Raw genomic sequence first — 22,180 nt, 5'->3', positions numbered from 1 at the left:
CCAGGATGTTCCATCTGCTCTGCTAGGATCCGGGGTGCAGGACCACCTTGGTCCACCCGTGGTCGCGCACGTCGAAGTGCTGGTAGGCGTCAGGCGCCTGCTCCAGTTTCAGCTCGTGGGACACGATGAACGACGGCTTGGCCCGGCCGGCGTGGATGAGGTCGCGCAACTGCCGGTTGTAGGCCTTGACGTTGCACTGGCCGGTGGCGATGCGCTGTCCCTTGAACCAGCACATGCCCCAGTCGAACGCGATCTGTCCCTTTTTCTCGAGTTCGTCCGATGCATTCGGGTCCTGTGGAATGAACACGCCGACCACCCCGATCCCGCCCGTGAACTTGACTGACGCAACCAGGTTGTTCATCGTCAGGTTGGGGCGCTCGTGGCGGTGCGGCGAGGGATCGTGGCACTGGTAGCCGACGCATTCGCAACCGGCGTCCGCACCCTTTCCGTGGGTCAGGTCCATGACGCGCTGCACCGGGTCTTCCTTCGAATAATCGATCGGGATCGCGCCGATCGACTTGGCCAGCTTGAGCCGGTCGGGATGGCAGTCGACCACCATCACGCTGCAGGCTCCCTTGATCATCGCCGAGTGCGCGGCCATCAGGCCCACCGGCCCGGAACCGTAGATGACCACCGCATCGCCGGGCTTCATGCCGGCCAGTTCGGTCGCGTGCCAGCCGGTCGGGAAGATGTCGGCGCACATCACGTAGTCGACTTGCCTCTCCGCAGCGTCCGGCGGCAGCTTCAGGGCCATGAAGTCGGCCCAGGGCACCCGCAGGTATTCGGCCTGGCCACCCTGCCATGGCCCCATGTCGGCAAAGCCGAAGGCGCCGCCGGCCATGCCCGGTTCATTCGCGCGCAGGCAGTAGGCGGTCAGGCCGCGCTCGCAGTTCTTGCAGTGGCCACAACTGATGTTGAAGGGCAGGCACACCCAGTCGCCGGGCTTGAGCCGCTCGACCGCCGGTCCCACTTCCTGGACCACACCGAGGTTTTCGTGGCCGAAGACACGGCCCTGTTCGAAATCGGTCCGGCCTTCGTACATGTGGAGGTCGGAGCCGCAGATGTTGGTACTGGTAATTTTGACGATGGCGTCCGTGGGACGTTCGATTTTCGGATCCGGCACGTTTTCGACTGCGACCTGCTGGGGACCTCGATAGACGACAGCTTTCATAGTCTGCTCCTTTGAGTCCGCCTGAAACAGCTTGCTCCGCAAACGGCGCAAGGCCAGGCCCGGCGGCACGTCGGCAAAATCCGCAGGCGGTACCCGCGGGACAATTTATCCAGCTTAGACGCGGGCCTGCCAATAGCAAGCGGCGATTGCTGATTTTCCGCGCGCGTGCCTGGCACCTGTTATTCCGGCGCCCGCGGACTAGAATGAAACAACGTGGAACTTAGCCCCCCACGTTCCGTCCTACGGGTTACAGGTTTTTTTCAAGCGCACAGGGAGCTGGCATGGAAGCATTGAAGGCGGGCGCACGCGCCCCGGAGTTCGAACTCAATTCCACGCCCGACCAGCGGATCAAGCTCTCGGAGTTTCGTGGCCAGCGAGTGATTCTCGCGTTCTATCCGGCTGACTGGAGCCCGGTCTGCGGCGACCAGCTGGCACTCTACAACGAGCTGCGCGATGAGTTCGCCAAACACAGGGCGATCTGCATCGGCATTTCAGTGGACGGCGCCTGGTCCCATGCCGCCTTTCGCGAGCACCGCGGCTACAAACTTGCGCTGCTGTCCGACTTCGAGCCCAAGGGCGCGGTCGCACGCGACTACAGCGTCTATCGGACCAGGGAAGGTGTCAGCGAACGGGCCTTGTTCGTCATCGATGAGGAAGGCGTGATTCGCTGGGCGTATGTTTCGCCGATCGGCATCAATCCGGGCGCCGACGGTATCCTCAAGGTGCTGGAAGAAATGGATGGGAGCAGATCATGAGTCTGACAAAGCAGATCGATGAAACCGACCACGTGCTGGGACCGGCGGATGCGCCGGTGACACTGGTCGAGTATGGCGATTTCCAGTGCCCGCACTGCAGGGCGGCGCATTTTTATTTGAAGAACGTGTTGGCGACGATGGGTGAGGACATGCGTTTCGTGTTCCGCCACATGCCGCTGACCCAGGTCCACCCGATGGCGCAAGCGGCGGCCGAGGCGGCCGAGGCGGCGGACGCGCAAGGCAAGTTCTGGCCCATGCACGACTTGATCTACGAGAACCAGGACCTGCTCAGTCCAGCGCTGCTGACGCGGCTCGGGCAACGCCTCGGGCTCGACATGCAGCGTTTCACCGACGATGTGGTGTCCCACCGCTTCCTGTCCAAGGTGAAAGAGGACTTCATGGGCGCCGTGCGCAGCGGCGCGGCGGGCACGCCCAGCTTTTTCATCAACGGCGAACCGTATGAAGGCGGCTTCGACGACGAATCGCTGATCGACGCACTGCGTTTTGCCGCGCAGGTGCGTGCTCCACACCCGTCGAGGGGGCAGCACGCCCCACGGCCGCGGGCGCACTGATAAAGGAGGCGTCATGAAACGGTTCATCGCAGTCTTGACGATGTCGGCTCTTCCCCTCTGGGGGGGCCTTGCATCGGCACAGGCACCGGCGCAGTCGACCGCGCAGGCCCCCGCCGCGCCAGTGGCTGGCCGGGCGCCCCTGGGGGTTACCGTGGTCGAGATGGAAGCGATTGTCGTCGGGTGGAGTGCCAAGCACGACCTGTTCGGCAAGACAGTGGTCAACGACAAGAACGATAAGATCGGCAAGATCGACGACCTGATCATTTCTCCAGGCAAGGCGGGCAACACGCCCGCAGCCACGTTCGCGATTATCGGCGTCGGTGGCTTCCTGGGCATCGGCAAACGGGACGTTGCCATCCCGACGGAGCAGTTGAAGCTCCAGAATAAACAGCTGACCTTGCCTGGGGCGACGAAGGATGCGCTGAAGGCCATGCCGCCGTTCGAATACCAGAAGAGGTAAGGCTGCCCTGCGGGAGAAAGTCGAGCCAGACGTGAGCGGCGCCGGACCCCGCAGCCCAGGTGCTTTACTCAGGCATTGACGTTCACCACCAGCCGGCCACGTAGCTTCCCGGCGAGCAGGTCCGGGGCAAGGGCAATTGCCTGCGCCAATCCGATTTCCTGCGTAATCGTCGCCAGTTTGTTCGCGTCCAGTTCGTTCGCCAGCCGCTCCCATGCTGCCACGCGTTTCGGCAGGGGCGCCATCACACTGTCGATGCCGATCAGCCTGACGCTGCGCAGGATGAATGGCGCAACCGACGCCGGGAAATCCATCCCCTGGGCCAGTCCGCATGCCGTGACGGTGCCGCCGTAACGGGTCTGTGCGACCGCATTGGCCAGCGTGTGCGAGCCGACGGAATCGACGACCCCGGCCCAGCGTTCCTTCTGCAGCGGTTTGCCGGGAGCGGACAGTGCGGCGCGATCGATGACCTCGACCGCGCCGAGGGTCTTGAGGTAATCGGCCTCGGCCAGCTTGCCGGTGGACGCGACCACGCGGTAGCCCTGGCTGGCGAGGAGCGCAATCGCAATGCTGCCGACGCCGCCCGATGCGCCGGTCACCAGGATCTCGCCGCTGTTCCTGTCGACGCCTTGCTCCTGCAGGGCCGTCACGCACAACATCGCGGTGTAGCCCGCCGTTCCGATTGCCATCGCGGTCCTGGCCGACATGCCCGGCGGCCGTGGGATCAGCCACCCGCCTTTCAGTTTCGCACGCTGCGCCAGGCAGCCCCAGTGCGCTTCGCCGACACCCCAGCCGTTCAGGATGAATGCGTCGCCTTCCTTCCAGTCCGGATGCGACGACGCAATGACCTCGCCCGCGCCATCGATGCCGGGCACCATCGGCCAGCTGCGCACGACAGGCGCCTTGCCGGTGATGGCCAGGCCGTCCTTGTAGTTGATTGTCGAATAGTCGACGCGCACGGTCACATCGCCATCGGCTGGCAACTGCGCGTCGTCGAGCTGGGCAAGCTGGGCAGCGGTGCTGCCGTCATCGTTCTTGTTGAGCACGATTGCAGTGAACATGCTGGTCTCCCGGGTGCGTGAAATAAAGGGGCGGCTGATGAGCCCTGGATCTACAAGATACGACACTACTTCCACCACGGCAATCGGGACGCCGTTCGGTTCAGGGCGCGCTTGCACTCGCCGCGGAACGACGATATCTTAGACCGATTCAACCTGCGGGGTGAGATCATGGCAGACATGCTGACACCGAACCGGACGGCCAGGCCAGGCGATTCCAGGGGCTTTCAACGCATGTTTGCGCCGGATCGGCTGACGCTCGGCGTGTTCTTCCCGATCGAGGCGTTCTCCGGCGACCAGCCGACGATGCTCGGCCAGGAAGGCCTGGCCCGGCGCGCCGAAGAACTCGGATACGCCGCGCTGTGGTGCCGCGACGTGCCGCTGCGCGACCCCAGCTTCGGCGACGTGGGCCAGGTCTACGATCCGTGGGTCTATCTCGGCTGGATCGCGGCGCAGACCAGCGAGATCGCGCTGGCCACCGGCGCCCTGGTCCTGACCCTGCGCCACCCCTTGCATACCGCCAAGGGCGTGGCATCGGTGGACCGGCTTTCGGGCAACCGCCTGGTCCTCGGCATTGCCTCCGGCGACCGGCCGGTCGAGTTCCCGGCCTTCGGCGTCGATTTCGAACAGCGTTCCGCCCTGTTCCGCGACAACCTGCGCGTCGTGCGCACGGTCCTTGCCGAGCAGTTCCCGACACTCCAGTCGTCCCACGGCACGCTGGCCGGGACCGCCGATCTCATCCCCAAGCCGATGACTCCCGTGCCGATGCTCGTTACCGGTCACAGCGGGCAGCCGCTGGACTGGATCGCGAAACATGCGGACGGGTGGATCACCTACCCGCGCGGACTCCAGCGCCAGGCCGAGGTGGCGGCGCACTGGCGCGCCGCGGTGGGAATTGCGGCACCCGGCGTCTTCAAGCCCTTCGTGCAATCGTTCTATGTCGACCTGAGCGACGATCCCGACGCTGCGCCCACGCCGATCCACCTGGGCTTTCGCGGCGGCCGGCACTTTATCCTGCGCTTTCTCGAGGCGGTACGCTCGATTGGGGTCAATCACGTCATCCTGAACTTCAAGTACGGCGCGCGCAAGGCCGGCGACGTGCTCGAAGAAATCGGCCAGGAGATCCTGCCGCAGCTGGCGGCATCCCAGCCTTGAACGAAGCATCATGGCCGGCTGCATGCCGATCCCCCGATGCGCACCACACAGGATTAAGCACCTTGATTAACGCAAACTAACGACCGGGTACCGGACCAAGGTGGGAGTTTCCTTGTGCCGGCGGTACCGGTGCGGATCAGTGAGAGGCAGAGGCAAACATCATGGCTACAGCAAAACTGGATAAAGCGGCATGGCAGAAAACTTTCGACCAGATGTCGAAATCGCTGCTGGTCGGGAAGCAGGTCGAGATCGAGGTGATCGGGCTCGATATCGGCGACCAGATCGAGCAGGAGTGGATTCAATTGCTGGGCATTAGCTACGACCCCAAGGACGATCTCATCGAAATTCTCGTCGAGGGCCTCGATCACCTGATCCCCAAGCCGCGCGAAGTCTGGCTCGATCACGGCGCCACCGGACTGGCCAGCATGGAAGTGATCCAGGACGACGAAGTGCGCCAGATTATCCGGCTGCGCGAGCCGCTGATGCTGCCCTTCTCCGGCACGGCGTGAGCGCGGGAAGCGGACGATGGTTCGCCGGCGACCCGTCGGCGTTGCCCGGTCACGGCTTCGAACGGATCAGAACTGCTCCGCCGCCACCGGCCGTCCGAACAGGTAACCCTGGAACGCACTGCATCCGTGCATGGCAAGAAAGTTGCGCTGGTCCGCCGTTTCGACGCCTTCCGCGATCACGTCCAGTCCCAGGGTGCGGCCCAGCCCGAGGATCGTGCGCGCGATCGCGGCGTCGTTCGGATCGGTGAGCACGTCGCGCACGAAAGACTGGTCGATTTTCAGCTGGTCGAGCGGCAGGCGCTTCAGGTAGGCGAGCGAGGAATACCCTGTGCCGAAATCGTCGAGCGCGAACCCGATCCCTTTCTCCTTGAGCGCGTGCATGGTGTCGATCGTATTCTCGACGTTCGCGACCAGCAGGCTCTCGGTCAGCTCGAGCTTGATCCGCCGCGGGTCTGCGCCGGTACGCTCGATGACCCGCAGTACCAGGTCCACGAAGGCCGGCTGGCGGAACTGGCGCGCGCTCACATTGATCGCCATCGTCAGGTGCGCGGTTTCCGGGCGGCTGGCCCAGGCCACCAGCTGGCGGCATGCCGCTTCCAGGACCCACTCGCCCAGCTGCACGATCAGCCCGGTCTCTTCGGCGAGCGGAATGAACACGGATGGCGACACTGGCTGGCTCCCCGGGCGCTGCCAGCGCAGCAGCGCCTCGGCGCCCATGGTGTAGCCGCTGCTGTCGGTCTGGCGCTGGTAATGCAGGGCGAATCCGTGGGTTTGCAGGCTGCGGCGCAGATCGGCCTCCAGCGCGACACGCGCATTGATCACCGTCTGCATGTGCAGGTCGAAGAAGCGGATCGTGTTGCGGCCGGCCGCCTTGGCCTGGTACATCGCCAGGTCTGCGCGCTTGAGCAGTTCGTCGATGTCCTTGATGTCCTGGTCGAACAGGGCCACGCCGATGCTGGGCGTCGCATAGTGCTGGTGCCCGTCCAGCTGGAACGGCTCATTGAATGCGCCGAGCAATTTTTCTGCGACGTGTTCGGCCTGGGCTGCCGCCTCTTCCTGGTCCGCGCTCAGGTACTCCAGCACGATGACGAATTCGTCCCCGCCGTGCCGCGCCACGGTGTCGCTGCCGCGCGGCACCCGCGCTTCGAGGCGCCGCGCGACCTGCTGCAGCAGCAGGTCGCCCTTGTCGTGCCCGAGCGTATCGTTGAGGGTCTTGAAGTTATCCAGGTCGATGAAGAGCAGGGCGCCGCCATGGCCGTCGCGCCTGGTTGCCGCGACCGCGTGCCGCAGCCGGTCCAGCAGCAGGCGCCGGTTCGGCAAGCGCGTCAGGGGATCGAAAAAGGCGAGGCTGAGGATCGCATGCTCGTCGTGCTTGCGCTGCGTGATGTCGGTTTCGATTTCCAGCACCAGGGGCGGCTGGACATCGTCGCCGCGCACGAGGGTCAGGTGCGATTCGACCGTCACCCGGCGCCCGTCCTTGCGCCGCTTGCCGATTTCGCCGCGCCAGTCGCCCTTGTGCACGACCTGGTGATACGCCCGTTCCAGGTCGTCCTCGCCCAGCATCATGAGTTCGCCCTTGGTCTTGCCGATGACCTCGGCGGCGGTCCAGCCGAACAGGCGTTCGGCGCCCTGGTTCCAGTAGGTGATGCGCAAATCGATACTTGAAACCGAGATCGCATCGTGGGCATTGTCCAGCAGCGACGCCAGCAGCCGGTTGCGTGCTTCGGCTTCGCGGCGCTCGGCTTCGGCCTGCTTCTCCGCGCTGATGTCGAGCATCGAACCGATCACGTTGAGCGTTGCACCTTCGGCGTTGCGCCTGAACACGCCCTGGTTCCGTACGCTGACGTAAGCGCCGTCCCCGCGCAGGAAGCGGTATTCCGCGCCCCAGGTTTCGCGCCCACCATTCATTGCCGCATACAAGCCGCTGACGACGCGCTCACGATCCTCCGGCGCGATCCGGGAGGTCCAGTCGTCGATGCCGTCATTGAAGGCGTCCGCGTCGTAGCCGAACATGGATTGCACGCCCTCGCTCCACCAGAGGCGGCCCTTGGGGACATCCCAGTCCCAGATGATGTCGCTGGTCACACGCGCCACCATCCTGAACCGCTCGGCGGCCTCGCGCTCCATCTCCTGCAGCCGCTTGCGCTCGGTGATTTCGGTGGTATAGGTGGCCAGGCCTTCTTCCGTCGGGAAGATGCGCACGTCCTTCCATGCCTGCAGCGGGGCGTAGTATTCCTCGAATGCGACCGGCTGCCGGCGCGCCATCGCAAACTCGTACTGCGCCCCGAAATGCGTACCCACCAGGTCCGGGTAGGCTTCCCACAACACCTTGCCGAGCAACTCGTGGCGCGACCGCCGCAGCAGCCGCTCGGCTGCTTCGTTCAGGTAGGTGAACCGCCATCCCTTGTCCAGCGTGTAGAACGCGTCGGACATGGCCTCCAGCGTGCCCAGGAGCTGGCGCGACATCGCCTGCAACTCCGCGCCGGGCTGTTCACCGCTTGCTGATCCATTGTCCGTCTTCATGCTGTCGCTCCGCCATCTGCGGCCGGTCGGCCTTTCGTATTGTCGCGCTGTCGTCGCTCGAAGGCGGTCAGGCATGGCGTCAGAGCAGCAACTTGTAAGATGGGAGTAGGGTAGCTAAGTTCCTCGGTTTCGGCCGCGCGCGCCGCGCGACTGCCGCCAATCGTGCGGCGCTCGGCTGCCGGCTTTTTGCTAGTATCGACTCGTCTCATGCGGCGCGCAAGAGCGCGCAAGAGCATGGATGGGCCGAACGCGTTCCGGTGCACAGTCGACACTCAGCCAATATGCACAACACAAAATATTTCGATCCCAATCGCCATGCCACCTGGCTCGAGTGTTTCTTCGATCTGATTTTTGTGGTAACGATCGATGACGTAACGCATATCCTGAGCCACACGCACGAGGGGCACCTCGACCCGCTCCAGTTCTGGAAATTCGTCCTGGTTTTCATACCCCTGTGGTGGCTGTGGGCCAGCCACACGATGTATGCCAACCGGTTCGATGCGGATGACCGCAAGCATCGGCTGGCGACCCTGTTCATCATGTTCCTGTTGATCATCATCTCGGGCCTGATCGACGAGCGATTCACGGCCGGCTTCGAGGCGATCGTCGCCTGTTACGCCGGTTCGAAATACATCGTGGCCATGATGTATTTCGTGTCGAAATACCGGCACAAGGAAAGCGTCGCACTCACAACGGCAGTCGGCTGGGTGATCGTAGCCGGCGCCACCATCAGCCTCGCTTCGGTCCTGTTCCCGGCGCCGGAGAGATATGTCGTGTTTTACCTGGGAATACTGTTCGACCTGGGGGCGTTCATCTTTTTCTTGCGGCGCCGTCTCGAGGCCATTCCAGCGCATACCGAGCACCTGATCGAGCGTGTGGGCCTGCTCACGATCATCATCCTGGGAGAGTCCATCACCAGCCTGTCCACGGGACTGGCCGACATCAGATGGACGCCGGAGAAGCTGCTGACCGCCGCCACCGGCTTCGTGACGATATCGAGCATCTGGTGGGTTTACTTCGACAGTTTTCACCTGCTGTCCGAACAGAAGCTCAGTACCGGCCATTCGGTCCTCTACTCGCACTTGTTCGTCTTCATCGGCCTGTCGATCCTGGCCAGCCTGATCCGGCACGCGATCCTGGACGACATGGCCGTATCCGATTTCCGGGTACTGTCGGTCATCGGCGCGGTCTGCTTTTTCATCGGCAAACAGTACGCCTATTTCATGGAGCGTCCCGAGCTGCGGCACCAACTGGTCGTCAATACCCTGGTCGTCTTCGTGTTGACCGGGCTTTCCCTGCTGTTGCCCGAAACAGGCCATATCCTGCTTGGCCTGACCGCTGCGGTGGTTTGTTATGCTTTCCTCAGTCTCAGATACCTGAACATCCCCCCGCAGCGTCACGAACATCCGCGCAAGCGCGCCATCACAGGACAGCAGCCATGACAGGAGCCATCATGCGCAATACGCGATTTCCCTCCGGAGAGCAGGTGCCGGTGCTCGGCCTGGGCACCTGGCACATGGGCGAACGTCCGGCAAACCGGCAGGACGAACGCGATGCGATACGCTACGCCATCGACAACGGAATGACCGTCATCGACACCGCCGAAATGTACGGCGACGGCGCCGCCGAGGAACTGGTCGGCGAGGCGCTTGCCGGCCGCAGGAGCGAGGCCTTCATCGTCACCAAGGTGCTTCCCCATCACGCGACGCGGCGTGGAACGGTCGCCGCGTGCGAGGACAGCCTGCGCCGGCTGGGCACCGATGTCGTCGACCTGTACTTGCTGCACTGGCGCGGCGGGGTCCCCCTGGAAGAGACGCTGGAGGGCTTCGATCGACTGCTGCGCGCGGGTAAGATCCGTTCCTGGGGCGTCAGCAATTTCGACACGGCGGACATGGAGGAACTGGCCGCCCTGGCTGGAGGCGATGCGGTGGCGGCCAACCAGGTGCTGTATAACCTGACGCGGCGCGGCATCGAGTTCGACCTGATGCCCTGGTGTGGGCAGCGCAAGCTCCCTCTCATGGCGTACTCCCCGCTCGAGCAGGGCCGCCTGCTCGGCGAACCCGAGCTGCTGCGCCTGGCGGCAGCCCATTCCGCCACCCCTGCGCAGATCGCCTTGCGCTGGGTGCTGCGCAGCGATCAGGTGATCGCGCTGCCGAAGGCCGGCACCCCGGAGCACGTCAGGCAGTTGCGCGCCGCGCTCGATATTGCGCTGTCGCCGCAGGACATGGCGGCGCTGGACCGTGCCTTCCCGCCACCCAAGCGAAAGATGCCGCTGGAAATGATCTGACGCGGTTCATGCGGCGTTGTTGCCGGACGACCAGCCGATCCTTACATCGTCCACTTCACCATCAGGGTGGGCGAGTTGCGCGAATAGTCCTGCCCCTCGATCTTGTAGCGATGGATTTCGTAGCGCAGGCCGGCCTGGAAGCTGCCTTTGGCGTCGATCGCCCACAGCAGTTCCGGGCGCAGGAATACTTCCGTGCCATTCGCTCCCGTTCCATTGATCAGCGCCAGCAGGTTGAAACGAAGCCGCTCGCCCGCGAACGGCTTCGACATCAGGACCGAGCGCCACAGCGTCTCGCCCTTGTAGAAATTGGTATTGCGGCGCAGGATGCCCGACTCGAAGTAAGCGAAGCCCGGCACAGTGAAGTTGAAGGAGATGCCGTGGTTCCAGGAACGGAAGTCGGCGTAACTGGCGCGCTCGTAGCGCGCGATCAGCGACACGTCGGCAATCGGGCCGAAGGCCAGGTTGCGGCCGCTGATCTTCCCCAGGCTCAGGCGTGGATTGAAGACCAGCAGGCTCTGGTTGGGGCTGTTGCCGCCGAAGGAGCCGGCGCCGGCGCCGCCGACGTTCTCGCCACTAAACAGCTCGGCATCGACGTACACGTCGCCGTACTTGAAGCCTGCGAAATATTCGAACTGGTAAGTCTTCAGTTTCTCATCGTCGGTCCCGGTGCCGAGCACGGGATCGGCCCTGGACCGGGTCGTGTACAGGGCGTTCAGGTTCGCCACCTGGAATTCGGCCGCCAGCACGGTGCCGGTTGCGGCCAGTGCGGCAAGCGCCAGCGCAGTGCGCATCACACGTTTATTCAGATTCATTCCATCTCCATTGTCGGCCAGCAGCCTGCCGCGCTGCCGCGGCAGGGGCGCTGTCGGTATTCATTCGGGTAGGCAGACGCCCGCAGCAGGACCGCTGCGGGCGCCGAAAGCAGGCTGGGGTCAGGCCGGTACGGCTTCCTGCACGCCCTTGTCGAGCAGCGGGTTTTCGCTCGCCGGGACGTGAATGGCCGCTGTGCGCGGGCTGGCGTCCTGCAAGCCTTTGCGGATCACACCGTCCTGCATCACCAGCGCGATCCTGGCCGGCTCGGTCAGGATGCCCAGGTCCTGCAGCGGGTCGCCGTCGACCAGCACCAGGTCGGCAAGGAAACCGGGACGCACCTGGCCCAGTTCATGCGGCCGCATCATGATCTCGCCGCCCAGGCGGGTCGCCGAGACCAGCGCTTCGGTCGGGGTCATGCCGATGTAGTCCACGAAATACTGGAGGTCGTTGGCATTGGTCCCGTGCGGCATCCACGCAAAGCCGTAGTCGCCGCCCGGCAGGATGCGGATGCCGCGCTTGTGCATCTGGCGCAGCGAGGCCGCCGCTGCTTCCAGTTCCTGCGGGTAGCCCATTTGCCGGGCGATCTCGGGCGTGATGCCATATTCCGACGCGTTGAAGCTGGTGCGCACCAGCCAGCCGATGGCGGGCGCCACGAAGTGCCGCTCCTTGTTCGCCTCCAGCATGTCCAGCGTTTCCTCGTTCGCGAAACTGGCGTGGAAGATGATGTCGATGCCGTGGCGGATGCACTGGCGTACCGACTCGTCGGAGCGCGCGTGCGCCGCCACGCGCTTGTTGTTGCGCTTCGCCTCGCTCGTCAGCATGGCGATTTCTTCGTCCGAGAATGGCGACAGCTCTGCCGACAGGCCGGCAATATATTCGCCCGACAGGTTGATCTTGAGGTGGTCCACGCCGTATTTGATGAACATGCGCGCGGCCTTGCGCACTTCCTCGGGGCCGCTCACGATGTGGCCGAAACTCAGTTCCTGGAAGGGCAGGTGGGGCAGGGTGTTGTCGCCGAGACCGCCCAGGGTGGCGATCTCCTGGCTGCCGGCCAGGTAGCGCGGGCCGACGCACTGGCCTGCCGCGATGGCATTGCGCAGGACGATATCGAGACGCGGCTTGGCGGCGGCGGCGCCGATGGCCGAGGTCCAGCCCATGTCGAGATAGCGCCTGGCCACGTCGACGCACCACAGGATGTGTTCTTCCGGTGGCATGAACTGGATGGCCGACAGCGTCGGCTGGTCGTTCCACGAAAAGTGGGTGTGGGCTTCGGTCATTCCCGGCATCAGGAACTTGCCGCCGCCGTCGATCAGCTGGTCCGCGGTGCCCGACACCTTGTTCGGGAAATGCGCTACTTCGACGATCCGGTTGCCTTCTACGAGGACTTCACCTTTGAATACGTCGTCGCCACTGCCATCGAAAATCGTGACATTGGTGATTGCAATCTTCTTCATGTATGTCTCCTCTGGCCCCCAAGGCCTGGTTATTTTGAAGAACTCAGGAACTTCGTCAGCTGTTGCATGCACTCCTGCGGACGCTCGAAGGTGGTCCAGTGGCCGCAGCCTTCCAGCACCACCATCTCGCTGCCCTTGATACGTTCCGCCATGGCCGCCACGTTCGCCGCAGGCGCAACACCGTCCTGGTCTCCCGTGACCAGCAAGGTCGGCACTGAAATGTCGTCGATCGCTGCCGCCTGCGCCGTCGCCAGCGCCCTGCAGCTTTGCCCGTAGCCTTCGGGGCTCTGGCGCATCACGCTCTCGCGCACCAGCGCCAGCACGGCCGGCTGCTGGGCCTTGGTTTCCTTCGAGGTCGCTGCGCCGACGATGGCGTCGGCGATTTCCTGCATCGCGGCCGCGCCGCCGGTGGCGGCCTTGTCGGCGCGCGCCAGGATGCCGGCGCGTCCCGCGTCGGGCGGGCACACGAGCGGGCCGAACAGCGCCAGGCCGGTGACCAGCGCCGGATTGTTCGTCGCGATGTGCTGGCAGACGATGGTGCCCATCGAGTGGCCGAGGAAGGTCGCCCTGGTAATGTCGAGCTCGCGGCACACGGCCTGGACCGCGTCGGCCATGCTGGCGATGTTGAGTTCGCCGCTGCCGCTTGGGGAGCGGCCGCTGCCCGGCAGGTCGATGCGAACGATGCGGTGGCCTTGCAGCGCCCCCATCACCGGGGTCCAGGTATTGCTCGAGCCGCCCAGGCCGTGGACGCACACGATGGCGGCGCCTTCGCCTTCGACTTCAACGGTCAGTCCTGCAACAATTTCGGTAGTCATGTGAGGTTTCCTTTTAAATGAATTGGTTTTCGATGGCGCCGATGCCGTCGATCTCGACCCGTACCACGTCGCCCGCAGCCAGGAAGCGCGGCGGCTTCATGCCCAGCCCGACGCCCGCCGGGGTGCCGGTGGCGATGATGTCCCCCGGGTACAAGGTGATGCCGCGCGAAATCGTCTCGATCAGGGTCGGGATGTCGAAGATCAGGTTGTCGGTCGGACCATCCTGGCGCAGCTCGCCGTTGACCCAGCAGCGCACGCGGGTCCGGGTGCCATCGAGCTGGTCGGCGGTCACGATCCACGGACCCATCGGGCAGAAGGTGTCGAACGACTTGCCCATGTCCCACTGCTGGTGGCGCATCTGGACGTCGCGCGCGGTGACGTCGTTGACCACCGTGTAGCCGAACACATGCCCCATGGCGTCGGCGCGGGTGATGTTCTTGCCGCCTTTGCCGATGACGACCGCCAGTTCGGCCTCGTAATCGATTTGCTCCGAGATCGCGGCCCCCGGCAGCATGATGTTGTCGAAGGGGCCGACGACGCATTCGGGCACCTTGGTAAAGACGATCGGCCAGGCTTCCGGATTGGCGTCGTTGTCCTTGAATACCGAGGTTTGCAATTCCTTTGCGTGGGCGTGGTAGTTGCGGCCCACGCACCAGACGTTGCGGCGAGGTACCGGGATCGGCGCCAGCAGCTGGACCGATGCGAGCGGCACCCCTTGCCCGGTGGGTGCGGGGAGCGCGCCGCCGTCGGCCAGCAGTTTGATGATCACCAGGGCGCCTTCGGCCGCCGCGTTTTCGGGAAGTTCGAACGGCGTGACCTGCTCGCGGTCATCGGAAACAAGCCCGACGAAGCGGCGTCCATCGAGTTGATATGTTGCGATTTGCATGTATTCCTCCAGGTATTCGGTCGGGACCGATTGAAGCTCGGACCGCTGACCGTGGACGGAGTCTAGGAACAAACGGGCAGGCGCGCTTATCAACCCATGGCTGGGCTTATCGCCGGGTCCAACCCCTTATCAATGCGTCTGATATCTTTTTTTCGAACGTCTGATATGCCCCGCTGCCAGGATTACAATTTGGGCATAAATATGACCGGTAATGCCGGCAAGGGAGACAAGATGGCAGAGTCGTACGCGTTCTACGAAGGGACGTTTGGACAGGCGATCGTGCTGGAGACGTGTACCGACCTGGTGGCGCACGCACATTCCGAATCGCAGATCGTGTTCTGGCTCGGCGGCGCGCGGGCCCAGGCCAATGTCGGCACCGAGGTGGTCCGCTACGACGAAAATGTGGGCCTCGCGACGAATGCGTATCAGTCGCACGACATGACGCGGCTGGATGGAACGGGACCGGCAGTGTTCCTGGTGTTCATGATTTCGCGGAAGTGGCTGAACGAACTGCGGCGGGCGACCGGTCGTCCCTTTGTCTTCCCGTCATCGCGCATTCCGATCGATGCCGGCTTGCGCCAGGCCTGCTGGCAGGTGCTGGACCTGATCCTGTCGGCGCGCGAACCCGAGGATGGCTTGAATGGCCTGGTCGAGCAGCTGATCAGCGCCACCATCGACGCCACCACGCGCGGACGCGTGGCCGATCCCAGGCGCCTGCTGCCGCCCTTGCTCGACCATCGCCTGCGCAGCGCGATCACGCTGATGCGCGAGCATGTCAGCGACAAGATCGCACTCGACGAGATCGCGCACCAGGTCGGCCTGTCGCGCGCGCACTTCTTTACGCTGTTCCGTGATCAGCTCAATACGAGTCCGCAGGTGTTCTGGAGCGCCGTCCGGGTCGAAGAGGCGATGCGCCGGCTGATCGGCCAGGGCGCATCCCTGACCACGGTCGCACTCGACCTCGGATTCTCCGCGCCCAGCAATTTTTCCCGTTTCTTCAAGGAGCACACCGGCGTGTCGCCCTCGACCTTCCGGCGCGCTGCGGTGGGGGCGATGCCGGCGACAGTGACGGGGCTGGCAGTTTGAACGACTCTACTGAATTACTGGTGGCCGGGGCGGAATCGAACCACCGACACAAGGATTTTCAATCCTCTGCTGACGCTGCTCCCTGGCGGACGGGCAGCTTCCAGCCCGGCCGGATGAAATGGCAGGTATATCCGTTCGGATTGCGTTCCAGATAATCCTGGTGTTCCGGCTCGGCCTCCCAGAAAGGTCCCGCCGCGACGATCTCGGTGACGGCCTTGCCGGGCCAGAGGCCGGAGGCGTCGACGTCGGCGATGGTCTGCTCGGCCATGCGCTTTTGTGCATCGTCGAGATAATAGATGCCGGAGCGATAGCTCATCCCCCGATCATTACCCTGACGGTTCGCCGTGGTCGGATCATGGATCTGGAAGAAAAATTCGAGGATCTGGCGATAGCTGATCTGGCCCGGATCGAACACCAGTTCCAGTGCTTCCGCATGGGTGCCATGGTTGCGGTAGGTGGCGTTGGGCACGTCGCCGCCGGTGTAGCCGACGCGCGTCGAAAGCACGCCCGGTATGCGCCGCAGCAATTGCTCCATGCCCCAGAAGCAGCCGCCGGCCAGGATGGCGGTTTCAGTGTGAGCTGTCATTGATTCCCTTTGCTTGAATGAGTGGTAGGCGTGAAGCGCATATCTTCCCACGTTGGCCCGTTTGTCGCCGCGCCTGTCGCATGCCGGTCATCAGCCGGTGAATTGCGGCAGATGCAGGCTGGAGGATTGTTCTGGATGGTCTCCATGGCCCGCGTGCGAGCGCCCGACTGCAGCATCGGCGCGCGCGCCGGCAAGTGCGCTCAGGATCAGCCGTGAGGTTTCCGCCGGAGCATCCCAGTGCGGAAAATGGCCACAGCGATCGAACCAGTGGAGCTGAGCATCCGGGAACAAGGCCAGCGCGCGTCTGGCTTGACGCGGAAAGCAGACCCGGTCACGCCGTCCCCAGCCAATGACGAGCGGATGCACGATGCTGTTACGCGGAGCCCCTTGTTGCTCCTCACCGTAGGCGAGCTGGGCCAGCAGTTCATCAAAAGCCGGCGAGGCCACATAGCTGCACAATTCGTCGCTCACGGTGTCCGGCGCCAGCTTGGTCGGCCGCGCAGAAAATTGTGCCAGCAACAAAGCGCGACCCAGTGGGTTGGCGCAGACTGCCGGCAATACCGGGCGCAGCAGCCGCAGCAACCGGATCGACAGGTAGATCGAGCTGAAGAACGCGTGACGCTCCCATCCCTGCCAGAAACCGCCAGGATTGAGCGCTACCACGCCGCCGACGATTCCACCGCGTCGCGCCAGCTCCAGCACCAGTCGCGCCCCCATCGAGCTACCCACTGCATCGATGCCGCTCAAGCCATGGGCATGGAGGAAGGCCGCGGTCTCATTTGCCAGGGTGCGGATCGAGGTTTCGCCGGCCAGCCGCGGCGTCTGGCCAAAGCCGGGCAGGTCCACCGCGATGACTTCGCGCCTTGTCGCGAGATCGGCCAGAATTGGGTTCCAGCTCTGCCAATGGCCGCCGAGGCCATGAATCAACAGCAAAGGCTTGCCGGTGCCGCGACGAATGTAATGCATGATCGATTCTCCCCATCGCACGGGCGTGCGTATGCCGCCAGCCTACCGCAGCGGGCACAACGACGGCGTTCGTTAGACATTCTTGCGGGGGATGACGGTCCGGAGAGGGACGGACACAAGGACGGTGGAATCCACAAACAAAAACGCCAACCTGCATGGGTTGGCGTTTTTCTGTACTACTGAATTCTTGGTGGCCCGGGGCGGAATCGAACCACCGACACAAGGATTTTCAATCCTCTGCTCTACCAACTGAGCTACCAGGCCAAGGCGGCGAATTTTAGCATGAAGTGCCGGCTCGTCCATAATTTTTGCGCGCGCACCCTCCCTCAACCCGCCAGCTGCATGCGCCGCCAGCGTGCCGGCGAGGTTCCCGTCTCGCGTTTGAAGGCGCGGGCAAAGGCCGCTTCCGATTCGTAGCCGACCTCCAGCGCCACCGACGCCACCGGTGCCCGGCTGCCGCGCAGCAGGCCGGCAGCCGCTTCCATGCGCCAGCGCGCCAGGTATTGCATCGGCGGCAGGCCGAGCAGGCGCAGGAAGCGCGCGCAGAAGACCGAGCGCGACAGATTTGAAGCGCGCGCCAGGTCGTCGATGGTCCAGGGACGGGCCGGGGCGCGGTGGATCAGCGCCAGTGCGCGCCCGATCTGAGGGTCGCGCAGGCCGGCCAGCCAGCCGGTGCTGCCGGCGGGCAGGCACTCCAGGTAGCGCCGCAGGGCGTCGATGAACATGGTTTCGCTGGCGCGCTCGAGCAGGGCCGCCGCGCCCGGCTGGCCGCGGTCGGCGCGCAGCGCCAGTTGAGCGAGTTCGGCGTGGGCGGCGGCGCTGTTCGATGCCGGCAGGTGCAGCAGGCGCGGCAGGGCGTCGAGCAGGGGATTGAAGGGGTGACGGTCGCAGGAAAGAAAGCCGCAGACCAGTTCGGTGTCGCCCGGCGTCGCGTGTTCGCCCCAGGAAAATTCGTATTGCGAGTGAAACACGATCGGGATCGGCTTGGGCGCGTCGCGCGTGGCGGCGATCCAGTCGCGATCGATACGCGTCGGCTGCAGGTCGGGGTCGTTCGAGAGCACGTGGCCGTCGCCGTGCGGCAGGATGACGACGTCGCCGGGACGCAGCCGCACCGGCGCGAGGCCGGCCACGCAGGCCCAGCCGGCGCCCTTGGCGAGCACGTGATACTCCATCACGTGCTCGGCGTCCGGGAACAGTAGCCGGCCGAGTTCGCGCATCGGCGGCGCCTCGACCGCCCAGACCGCGGGAAAGCTGATCTGGTAGAAGACGGCGCCGCGCAGGCGTACCGAGCGCAGCACATCGGAGAGGGTGTCGGTTTCCATCGTGGTCAGGACGGCCGGTCAGGATGCGCGGGCAAAACGTGCCGACGCCCGGTCAAGCAGGCCCCGGCCCCGCACACCATACTGAAATTTTCGATCTCGCGATTTGGAGAAGGAAGGATGACACCATGGACAAGACAACGCAATCGGCCCCGGGCGCCGCAACGGCTCGGTCTGCCGCGCAGCCGGACTACGCCGCCATCAAGTCGCGCCAGCAGGCCGCCTGGGCCAGCGGCGACTTCGCCATCATCGGCGTGACCCTGCAGATCGTCGGCGAGACCCTGGCCGAGATGGCCGACATCCGCGCCGGCGAGACCGTCATCGATGTGGCGGCCGGCAACGGCAATGCGACGCTGGCGGCGGCGCACCGCCTGGCCCGCGTCACCTCGACCGACTACGTGCCGGCCCTGCTCGAGAAGGGCAGGGCGCGCGCCGCCGCCGAGGGCCTCGACGTCGAATTCCGGGTGGCCGATGCCGAGAATTTACCCTTCCAGGACGGCAGCTTCGACGTGGCTGTGTCGACCTTCGGCGTGATGTTCGCGCCCGACCATGCGCGCTGTGCCGGCGAACTGCTGCGCGTGGTGCGCGCGGGCGGCCGGATCGCCCTGTCGAGCTGGACGCCCGACAGTTTCGTCGGCCAGCTGTTCAAGGTGATCGGCAAGGCAGTGCCGCCGCCGGCGGGCCTGATGTCGCCGCTGTTGTGGGGCACGGAGGCTTATCTTGGCGAACTCTTCGGAGACGCCGCCGCCGACATCCGCACGGCGCGCCGCAATTTTGCTTTCCGCTATACGTCGGCCAGCCATTGGCTGCAGGTGTTCCGCGATTTTTATGGGCCGGTGAACAAGGCATTCGCGGCGCTCGACGGCCATGGCCAGGCCTTGCTGGAACACGACATCCTGGAACTGCTCGGGTGGTTCAATACGGCCGATGGCGCCTCGCTGGTGGTGCCCTCGGAATACCTGGATGCGGTGATCGTCAAGCGCAGCGCCTGACCGGGGAAACGTCGAAAGAAAAACCGGGCGGGCAGCTTGCGCCACCCGCCCGGTTCATGTGCAGCTTACTGTCTGCTGTCGATTACCAGCCGATGTCCTTCAGCAGTGGCAGCGTCAGGTCCAGCGGCGGCGTCACGGTGAGGGTCAGGTCGGCGCTGATGTTTGGTTCCATCAGCAGGTTCGGCGAAGCCGAGACGTCCCAGTGCGAGACCGACGAGCCGCCGATCAGCGGGTTCGGCGTGTACAGCAGCGGACGGCCTGCCAGGTCGGCGCCGGCCTTGCGGTTCGGGTCGATCGCCAGCGAGGCGGTCACCGAGCCAGGGGTGCTGCGCGAGCCGTATTTCACGGCGGCGGCAACGGCTGCCTTCAGCGTTTCGCCATCGGCCTGGGTGATGCCGACCGACGGGATCGTCACGGTTGCGTCCGCGCCGCCCGGGGTGAAGGTGCCGGCGGCGTTGTTCGCCAGGATGACGGCAACCGCACCGGCGTTCTGCGCGTTCTTCACTTTTTCGGCGAAGGTGCAGCCACCGCGGCTGATGATCGGCACCTTGCCTTTGGCGGCGGCAGCGTTGGCGGCGTTGAACGGCGAGCAGCCAGGGCCCAGTTCGCCAGTTTGGGCGGCGATCGTCGCCAGCACACCCAGGTTGCCGGTGCTCGGCACGGCCGGGCCAAAGGCCGATGGGCTGTACGGCGCGGTCGGCACGGCACCTGCCGGGCTCGACGATTTCACGACCGGCAGCGGCTTCAGGATGGCGGCGCCGGCGACGGCGTTCGGACCGGTCCAGGCCAGTTGCAGCGGATTGATTGCCGAGGCCTTGCGTTCGGCCGAGGTCATGTCCAGCCAGCTCTTCTTGGCCGTGTTGTCGTACATGAAGCGTTCCCAGATGCTCGGCAGGCCGTCCGGGGTGTACGCGGTGTACTCGGCGTTGATGCGGTTGCCGCTCGAGGTGCTGACGCTCATCACCGAGAAGCCCAGGCCATGGCCCAGTTCGTGCAGCAGGGTGGCAGCGAAGTTGACGGCGGTGCCGGCCTTGCCGTCCAGGCCCAGGTAGAACGGCGCACCGTCGAGGCAGCCGGTCTGGCCGAGGCGGGCGTTGAACTGGGTCTTAATGTCGACGTTGCCGTAGCCGGTGCCGTCGTCAGGCTGGCCTGCGCTCAGGTTGGTCTTGGCCAGCTTGTTGGCCAGCGCTTGCGGATACCAGGTGCCTGGTGCGCCGCCCGGGAAGTCGTGCCACAAGTTCCATGCCGAGGCACTGCCCAGGGTGGCCGAGGTCGAGGTGCAGGTCAGGTTTTCCCAGCCGGCCGAGACGACGATCTCGACGTTGCTTTCGAGGTTCTTTTCCCAGATGTCGGCGACATAACGGTAGACGTTGAAGCGCTGCTGGCCGAGCGTGGTGCCCATGTTGCCGCCGACTGGCGCGACCGGGGTCGGGTCATTGAAGCCGTAGCCGGCAGGGTCGCGGCTCTGGATCTTGATGGTGGCCGCTTCCGAGGCCAGGCAGGTCAGGGCGCAGGCGGCTGCAATCAGCGAGCGCGCGGCGGAACGCGAAAATTGAGGGGTGCGCATGTTTACTCCGTTTCAACCTTGTTGGTGTGGACGTGGCCGGCGACAGCCGAGGACTGGTCTGCATTGCTCGACTCGTAAGTCGCAATGCTGCCGTCCGGCTGGCGTTCCGCACGTACGGAGTTGGTGAACTCGTCGGTCAGGCGCACGCCGCGGGCACCGCTGGCGTGGAATTTCTGCTGGAAGGCTTGCGGCGAAGCGCGCAGGGTGCGCACGCGGGCGTTCGCTTGTGCCCCCTGCGCCTGCATTGCGGCGTGCTCTTCGGCGGTGGCATTGCGCAGCTGGCCGGTGCCTGCATCGCGCACGACGGTCAGCGCATCGCTCGACTGGACCGCTTCCTGGGCGGAGGCTTGGCTGACGAGGCCCAGCAGGGCCAGGGTGATGCCGGCGGCGCACAGCAGGCGCTGGCCGGACTGATGTTTCTGGGACATGAGAATCTCCTGGTATTGAGGTTGCGAAGCGCCTTGCGCTTCGGCTTGCGAAATCCGTGTGGCGATCAGCCGCGCTTGCGGCGGCGCACCAGTGCCAGGCCCATTGCGCCGGCGAACAGGCTGAGCATGGTCGACGGTTCAGGGACTTCGCTGACCAGCAGGCTGTCGACGCCGACGTAGTTGGCAAAGTCGGCGGCGCCGGTGTATTGCAGCGCGAAGCGGGCGTTGCCCTGGCCGCCGGCCGTCATCACTTCATAGCGGGCCCAGCCGTCGGTACCGACGGTGACTGGCGCGCCGAGGACGAAGGAGTTCAGTTCGCCATTGGCATTGCCGAAGCCGAAGGCGATCTGGTCGCTGGTGCCAGGATACGCGTCAGCGCGCAGCCAGAAGGAGACGGTGGCGCCGTTGATGCCGGTCGAAAACTCGGAGGTGATCAGCCAGGTATTGAGATCCCCGCCAGCAGCGGCGTTCAGATAATTGGCGGATGCATAGCTGTTTGCCGGGCCGCTCAGGGCAGGGAAGATGTTCGAGCTGCCCTGGGCCCAGCCGGAAGTCAAGCCGGGCGGGGTGCCGCCATTCTTCAGGACCCAGCCTTTAGCGGCGAGACCACCTACATCTTCAAAACCTTCTGCCAACAATGCACCGGCCTGGGCCGACAACGCCATGCCCGAAAATGCCAATGCAACAAGTGCTTTCTTCATCATCTGATGCGCCTCCAAAGTTTTAGACATTGGTGCTGTGCTGGCATTTCGTGAACGCCATACAGCGCCTTGTAGTTCGC

General features: G+C 64.7%; 21 protein-coding genes, 2 tRNA genes and 1 pseudogene. 9 read left to right on the top strand and 15 right to left on the bottom strand.

Translation table 11 applies throughout. The features are described 5' to 3' along the window. Positions 1–22: 22 nt before the first annotated feature. The gene (locus LPB04_RS02950; RefSeq protein ID WP_193687302.1) at positions 23–1,171 is read right to left on the bottom strand and encodes a glutathione-independent formaldehyde dehydrogenase; all 1,149 of its coding nucleotides are present in this window, start codon (positions 1,169–1,171) and stop codon (positions 23–25) included. Between the two features lie 281 nt (positions 1,172–1,452). Between LPB04_RS02950 and LPB04_RS02945 the strand changes: the two genes are divergently transcribed. Genes LPB04_RS02945 through LPB04_RS02935 form a run of 3 tightly spaced genes read left to right on the top strand, consistent with a single transcriptional unit; the run spans position 1,453 to position 2,958 of the window. Beyond that, entirely contained in the window at positions 1,453–1,926 is a 474-nt protein-coding gene (locus LPB04_RS02945; protein ID WP_193687301.1) for a redoxin domain-containing protein, read from the top strand. Next, positions 1,923–2,498, top strand: coding sequence for a DsbA family protein (locus tag LPB04_RS02940; protein WP_193687300.1), 576 nt, complete (start codon positions 1,923–1,925; stop codon positions 2,496–2,498). Before LPB04_RS02945 ends, LPB04_RS02940 begins: the two co-directional genes overlap by 4 nt. A 13-nt stretch (positions 2,499–2,511) precedes the next feature. After that, positions 2,512–2,958, top strand: a complete 447-nt coding sequence (locus tag LPB04_RS02935) for a PRC-barrel domain-containing protein (protein ID WP_227496596.1) — start codon at positions 2,512–2,514, stop codon at positions 2,956–2,958. A gap of 68 nt (positions 2,959–3,026) precedes the next feature. On the opposite strand, the gene acuI is transcribed toward LPB04_RS02935, so the two are convergent. Further along, complete coding sequence (gene acuI, locus LPB04_RS02930; protein ID WP_193687299.1) at positions 3,027–4,016, bottom strand: acrylyl-CoA reductase (NADPH); 990 nt, start codon at positions 4,014–4,016, stop codon at positions 3,027–3,029. Between the two features lie 231 nt (positions 4,017–4,247). Here acuI and LPB04_RS02925 point away from each other — a divergent pair, with 231 nt between their 5' ends. Together LPB04_RS02925 and LPB04_RS02920 are read left to right on the top strand one after the other, a co-directional pair. Next, positions 4,248–5,168 carry an LLM class oxidoreductase gene (locus LPB04_RS02925; protein ID WP_229515005.1) on the top strand — a complete coding sequence of 307 codons (921 nt, stop codon included), beginning with the start codon at positions 4,248–4,250 and terminating at the stop codon, positions 5,166–5,168. A gap of 161 nt (positions 5,169–5,329) precedes the next feature. Then, entirely contained in the window at positions 5,330–5,677 is a 348-nt protein-coding gene (locus LPB04_RS02920) for a DUF5335 domain-containing protein (RefSeq protein WP_193687298.1), read from the top strand. Positions 5,678–5,743: 66 nt separating this feature from the next. On the opposite strand, the gene LPB04_RS02915 is transcribed toward LPB04_RS02920, so the two are convergent. Beyond that, entirely contained in the window at positions 5,744–8,200 is a 2,457-nt protein-coding gene (locus tag LPB04_RS02915) for a sensor domain-containing protein (protein ID WP_193687297.1), read from the bottom strand. Positions 8,201–8,481: 281 nt separating this feature from the next. Between LPB04_RS02915 and LPB04_RS02910 the strand changes: the two genes are divergently transcribed. Further along, positions 8,482–9,642: a low temperature requirement protein A gene (locus tag LPB04_RS02910; RefSeq protein ID WP_193687296.1), complete on the top strand. Its 1,161-nt coding sequence runs from the start codon at positions 8,482–8,484 to the stop codon at positions 9,640–9,642. An 11-nt stretch (positions 9,643–9,653) separates the two neighbouring features. Next, positions 9,654–10,487, top strand: coding sequence for an aldo/keto reductase (locus LPB04_RS02905; RefSeq protein WP_193687295.1), 834 nt, complete (start codon positions 9,654–9,656; stop codon positions 10,485–10,487). A 41-nt stretch (positions 10,488–10,528) separates the two neighbouring features. Here the strand turns inward: LPB04_RS02905 and LPB04_RS02900 are convergent, their stop codons facing one another. The 4 genes from LPB04_RS02900 to LPB04_RS02885 form a co-directional block, all read right to left on the bottom strand. Then, a complete protein-coding gene (locus tag LPB04_RS02900) occupies positions 10,529–11,299 on the bottom strand; it encodes a hypothetical protein (RefSeq protein ID WP_193687294.1) in 771 nt (256 codons plus the stop codon). A 120-nt stretch (positions 11,300–11,419) separates the two neighbouring features. Next, entirely contained in the window at positions 11,420–12,754 is a 1,335-nt protein-coding gene (locus LPB04_RS02895) for a metal-dependent hydrolase family protein (RefSeq protein WP_193687293.1), read from the bottom strand. A 29-nt stretch (positions 12,755–12,783) separates the two neighbouring features. Then, positions 12,784–13,569 (bottom strand): alpha/beta fold hydrolase, encoded by a 786-nt coding sequence (locus LPB04_RS02890; protein WP_193687292.1) that lies wholly within the window; start codon positions 13,567–13,569, stop codon positions 12,784–12,786. A 13-nt stretch (positions 13,570–13,582) separates the two neighbouring features. Beyond that, positions 13,583–14,455 (bottom strand): fumarylacetoacetate hydrolase family protein, encoded by an 873-nt coding sequence (locus LPB04_RS02885; RefSeq protein WP_193687291.1) that lies wholly within the window; start codon positions 14,453–14,455, stop codon positions 13,583–13,585. 231 nt (positions 14,456–14,686) lie between these two features. Here LPB04_RS02885 and LPB04_RS02880 point away from each other — a divergent pair, with 231 nt between their 5' ends. Further along, positions 14,687–15,541 carry a helix-turn-helix domain-containing protein gene (locus tag LPB04_RS02880; protein ID WP_193687290.1) on the top strand — a complete coding sequence of 285 codons (855 nt, stop codon included), beginning with the start codon at positions 14,687–14,689 and terminating at the stop codon, positions 15,539–15,541. Positions 15,542–15,559: 18 nt separating this feature from the next. Here the strand turns inward: LPB04_RS02880 and LPB04_RS02875 are convergent. The 5 genes and pseudogenes from LPB04_RS02875 to LPB04_RS02855 all read right to left on the bottom strand — a co-directional run bounded on the left by LPB04_RS02875 (position 15,560) and on the right by LPB04_RS02855 (position 18,415). Next, a tRNA-Phe gene (locus LPB04_RS02875) sits at positions 15,560–15,652 on the bottom strand. Further along, positions 15,627–16,127: pseudogene (gene msrA, locus LPB04_RS02870) on the bottom strand (peptide-methionine (S)-S-oxide reductase MsrA); the annotation flags it as partial. The gene LPB04_RS02875 and the pseudogene msrA, both read right to left, overlap by 26 nt. Positions 16,128–16,217: 90 nt before the next feature. Next, on the bottom strand, positions 16,218–17,093 hold the full coding sequence (locus LPB04_RS02865) for an alpha/beta fold hydrolase (protein ID WP_193687289.1): 876 nt from the start codon (positions 17,091–17,093) through the stop codon (positions 16,218–16,220). 188 nt (positions 17,094–17,281) lie between these two features. Beyond that, positions 17,282–17,357 (bottom strand) — tRNA-Phe (locus LPB04_RS02860). 62 nt (positions 17,358–17,419) lie between these two features. Beyond that, on the bottom strand, positions 17,420–18,415 hold the full coding sequence (locus LPB04_RS02855) for an AraC family transcriptional regulator (protein ID WP_193687288.1): 996 nt from the start codon (positions 18,413–18,415) through the stop codon (positions 17,420–17,422). 125 nt (positions 18,416–18,540) lie between these two features. On the opposite strand from LPB04_RS02855, the gene LPB04_RS02850 reads away from it, so the two are divergent. Then, positions 18,541–19,404, top strand: coding sequence for a class I SAM-dependent methyltransferase (locus LPB04_RS02850; RefSeq protein ID WP_193687287.1), 864 nt, complete (start codon positions 18,541–18,543; stop codon positions 19,402–19,404). A gap of 82 nt (positions 19,405–19,486) precedes the next feature. Here the strand turns inward: LPB04_RS02850 and LPB04_RS02845 are convergent, their stop codons facing one another. From LPB04_RS02845 to LPB04_RS02835, 3 genes are all read right to left on the bottom strand, one after another. Then, positions 19,487–20,971 (bottom strand): PA domain-containing protein, encoded by a 1,485-nt coding sequence (locus LPB04_RS02845; protein WP_193687286.1) that lies wholly within the window; start codon positions 20,969–20,971, stop codon positions 19,487–19,489. Between the two features lie 2 nt (positions 20,972–20,973). After that, a complete protein-coding gene (locus tag LPB04_RS02840) occupies positions 20,974–21,399 on the bottom strand; it encodes a post-PEP-CTERM-1 domain-containing protein (RefSeq protein WP_193687285.1) in 426 nt (141 codons plus the stop codon). Between the two features lie 65 nt (positions 21,400–21,464). Then, positions 21,465–22,103 (bottom strand): choice-of-anchor J family PEP-CTERM protein, encoded by a 639-nt coding sequence (locus LPB04_RS02835; RefSeq protein WP_193687284.1) that lies wholly within the window; start codon positions 22,101–22,103, stop codon positions 21,465–21,467. Between the last annotated feature and the right edge of the window lie 77 nt (positions 22,104–22,180).

It is taken from the genome of Massilia litorea (assembly GCF_015101885.1).
Lineage (GTDB): Bacteria > Pseudomonadota > Gammaproteobacteria > Burkholderiales > Burkholderiaceae_D > Telluria > Telluria litorea.
Note: the sequence above shows the minus strand (reverse complement) of the source record. Positions and strands in the feature narration are given on the sequence as shown.

Excerpts from the sequence above, each read along its gene's own strand:
- LPB04_RS02900 (WP_193687294.1), bottom strand. The coding sequence starts at position 11,299 with ATGAATCTGAATAAACGTGTGATGCGCACTGCGCTGGCGCTTGCCGCA.
- LPB04_RS02840 (WP_193687285.1), bottom strand. The coding sequence starts at position 21,399 with ATGTCCCAGAAACATCAGTCCGGCCAGCGCCTGCTGTGCGCCGCCGGC.
- LPB04_RS02835 (WP_193687284.1), bottom strand. The coding sequence starts at position 22,103 with ATGATGAAGAAAGCACTTGTTGCATTGGCATTTTCGGGCATGGCGTTG.
- LPB04_RS02885 (WP_193687291.1), bottom strand. The coding sequence starts at position 14,455 with ATGCAAATCGCAACATATCAACTCGATGGACGCCGCTTCGTCGGGCTT.
- LPB04_RS02895 (WP_193687293.1), bottom strand. The coding sequence starts at position 12,754 with ATGAAGAAGATTGCAATCACCAATGTCACGATTTTCGATGGCAGTGGC.
- LPB04_RS02920 (WP_193687298.1), top strand. The coding sequence starts at position 5,330 with ATGGCTACAGCAAAACTGGATAAAGCGGCATGGCAGAAAACTTTCGAC.
- LPB04_RS02905 (WP_193687295.1), top strand. The coding sequence starts at position 9,654 with ATGCGCAATACGCGATTTCCCTCCGGAGAGCAGGTGCCGGTGCTCGGC.
- LPB04_RS02915 (WP_193687297.1), bottom strand. The coding sequence starts at position 8,200 with ATGAAGACGGACAATGGATCAGCAAGCGGTGAACAGCCCGGCGCGGAG.
- acuI (WP_193687299.1), bottom strand. The coding sequence starts at position 4,016 with ATGTTCACTGCAATCGTGCTCAACAAGAACGATGACGGCAGCACCGCT.
- LPB04_RS02910 (WP_193687296.1), top strand. The coding sequence starts at position 8,482 with ATGCACAACACAAAATATTTCGATCCCAATCGCCATGCCACCTGGCTC.
- LPB04_RS02880 (WP_193687290.1), top strand. The coding sequence starts at position 14,687 with ATGGCAGAGTCGTACGCGTTCTACGAAGGGACGTTTGGACAGGCGATC.
- LPB04_RS02855 (WP_193687288.1), bottom strand. The coding sequence starts at position 18,415 with ATGGAAACCGACACCCTCTCCGATGTGCTGCGCTCGGTACGCCTGCGC.
- LPB04_RS02935 (WP_227496596.1), top strand. The coding sequence starts at position 2,512 with ATGAAACGGTTCATCGCAGTCTTGACGATGTCGGCTCTTCCCCTCTGG.
- LPB04_RS02925 (WP_229515005.1), top strand. The coding sequence starts at position 4,248 with ATGTTTGCGCCGGATCGGCTGACGCTCGGCGTGTTCTTCCCGATCGAG.
- LPB04_RS02845 (WP_193687286.1), bottom strand. The coding sequence starts at position 20,971 with ATGCGCACCCCTCAATTTTCGCGTTCCGCCGCGCGCTCGCTGATTGCA.
- LPB04_RS02950 (WP_193687302.1), bottom strand. The coding sequence starts at position 1,171 with ATGAAAGCTGTCGTCTATCGAGGTCCCCAGCAGGTCGCAGTCGAAAAC.
- LPB04_RS02850 (WP_193687287.1), top strand. The coding sequence starts at position 18,541 with ATGGACAAGACAACGCAATCGGCCCCGGGCGCCGCAACGGCTCGGTCT.
- LPB04_RS02890 (WP_193687292.1), bottom strand. The coding sequence starts at position 13,569 with ATGACTACCGAAATTGTTGCAGGACTGACCGTTGAAGTCGAAGGCGAA.
- LPB04_RS02865 (WP_193687289.1), bottom strand. The coding sequence starts at position 17,093 with ATGCATTACATTCGTCGCGGCACCGGCAAGCCTTTGCTGTTGATTCAT.
- LPB04_RS02945 (WP_193687301.1), top strand. The coding sequence starts at position 1,453 with ATGGAAGCATTGAAGGCGGGCGCACGCGCCCCGGAGTTCGAACTCAAT.
- LPB04_RS02940 (WP_193687300.1), top strand. The coding sequence starts at position 1,923 with ATGAGTCTGACAAAGCAGATCGATGAAACCGACCACGTGCTGGGACCG.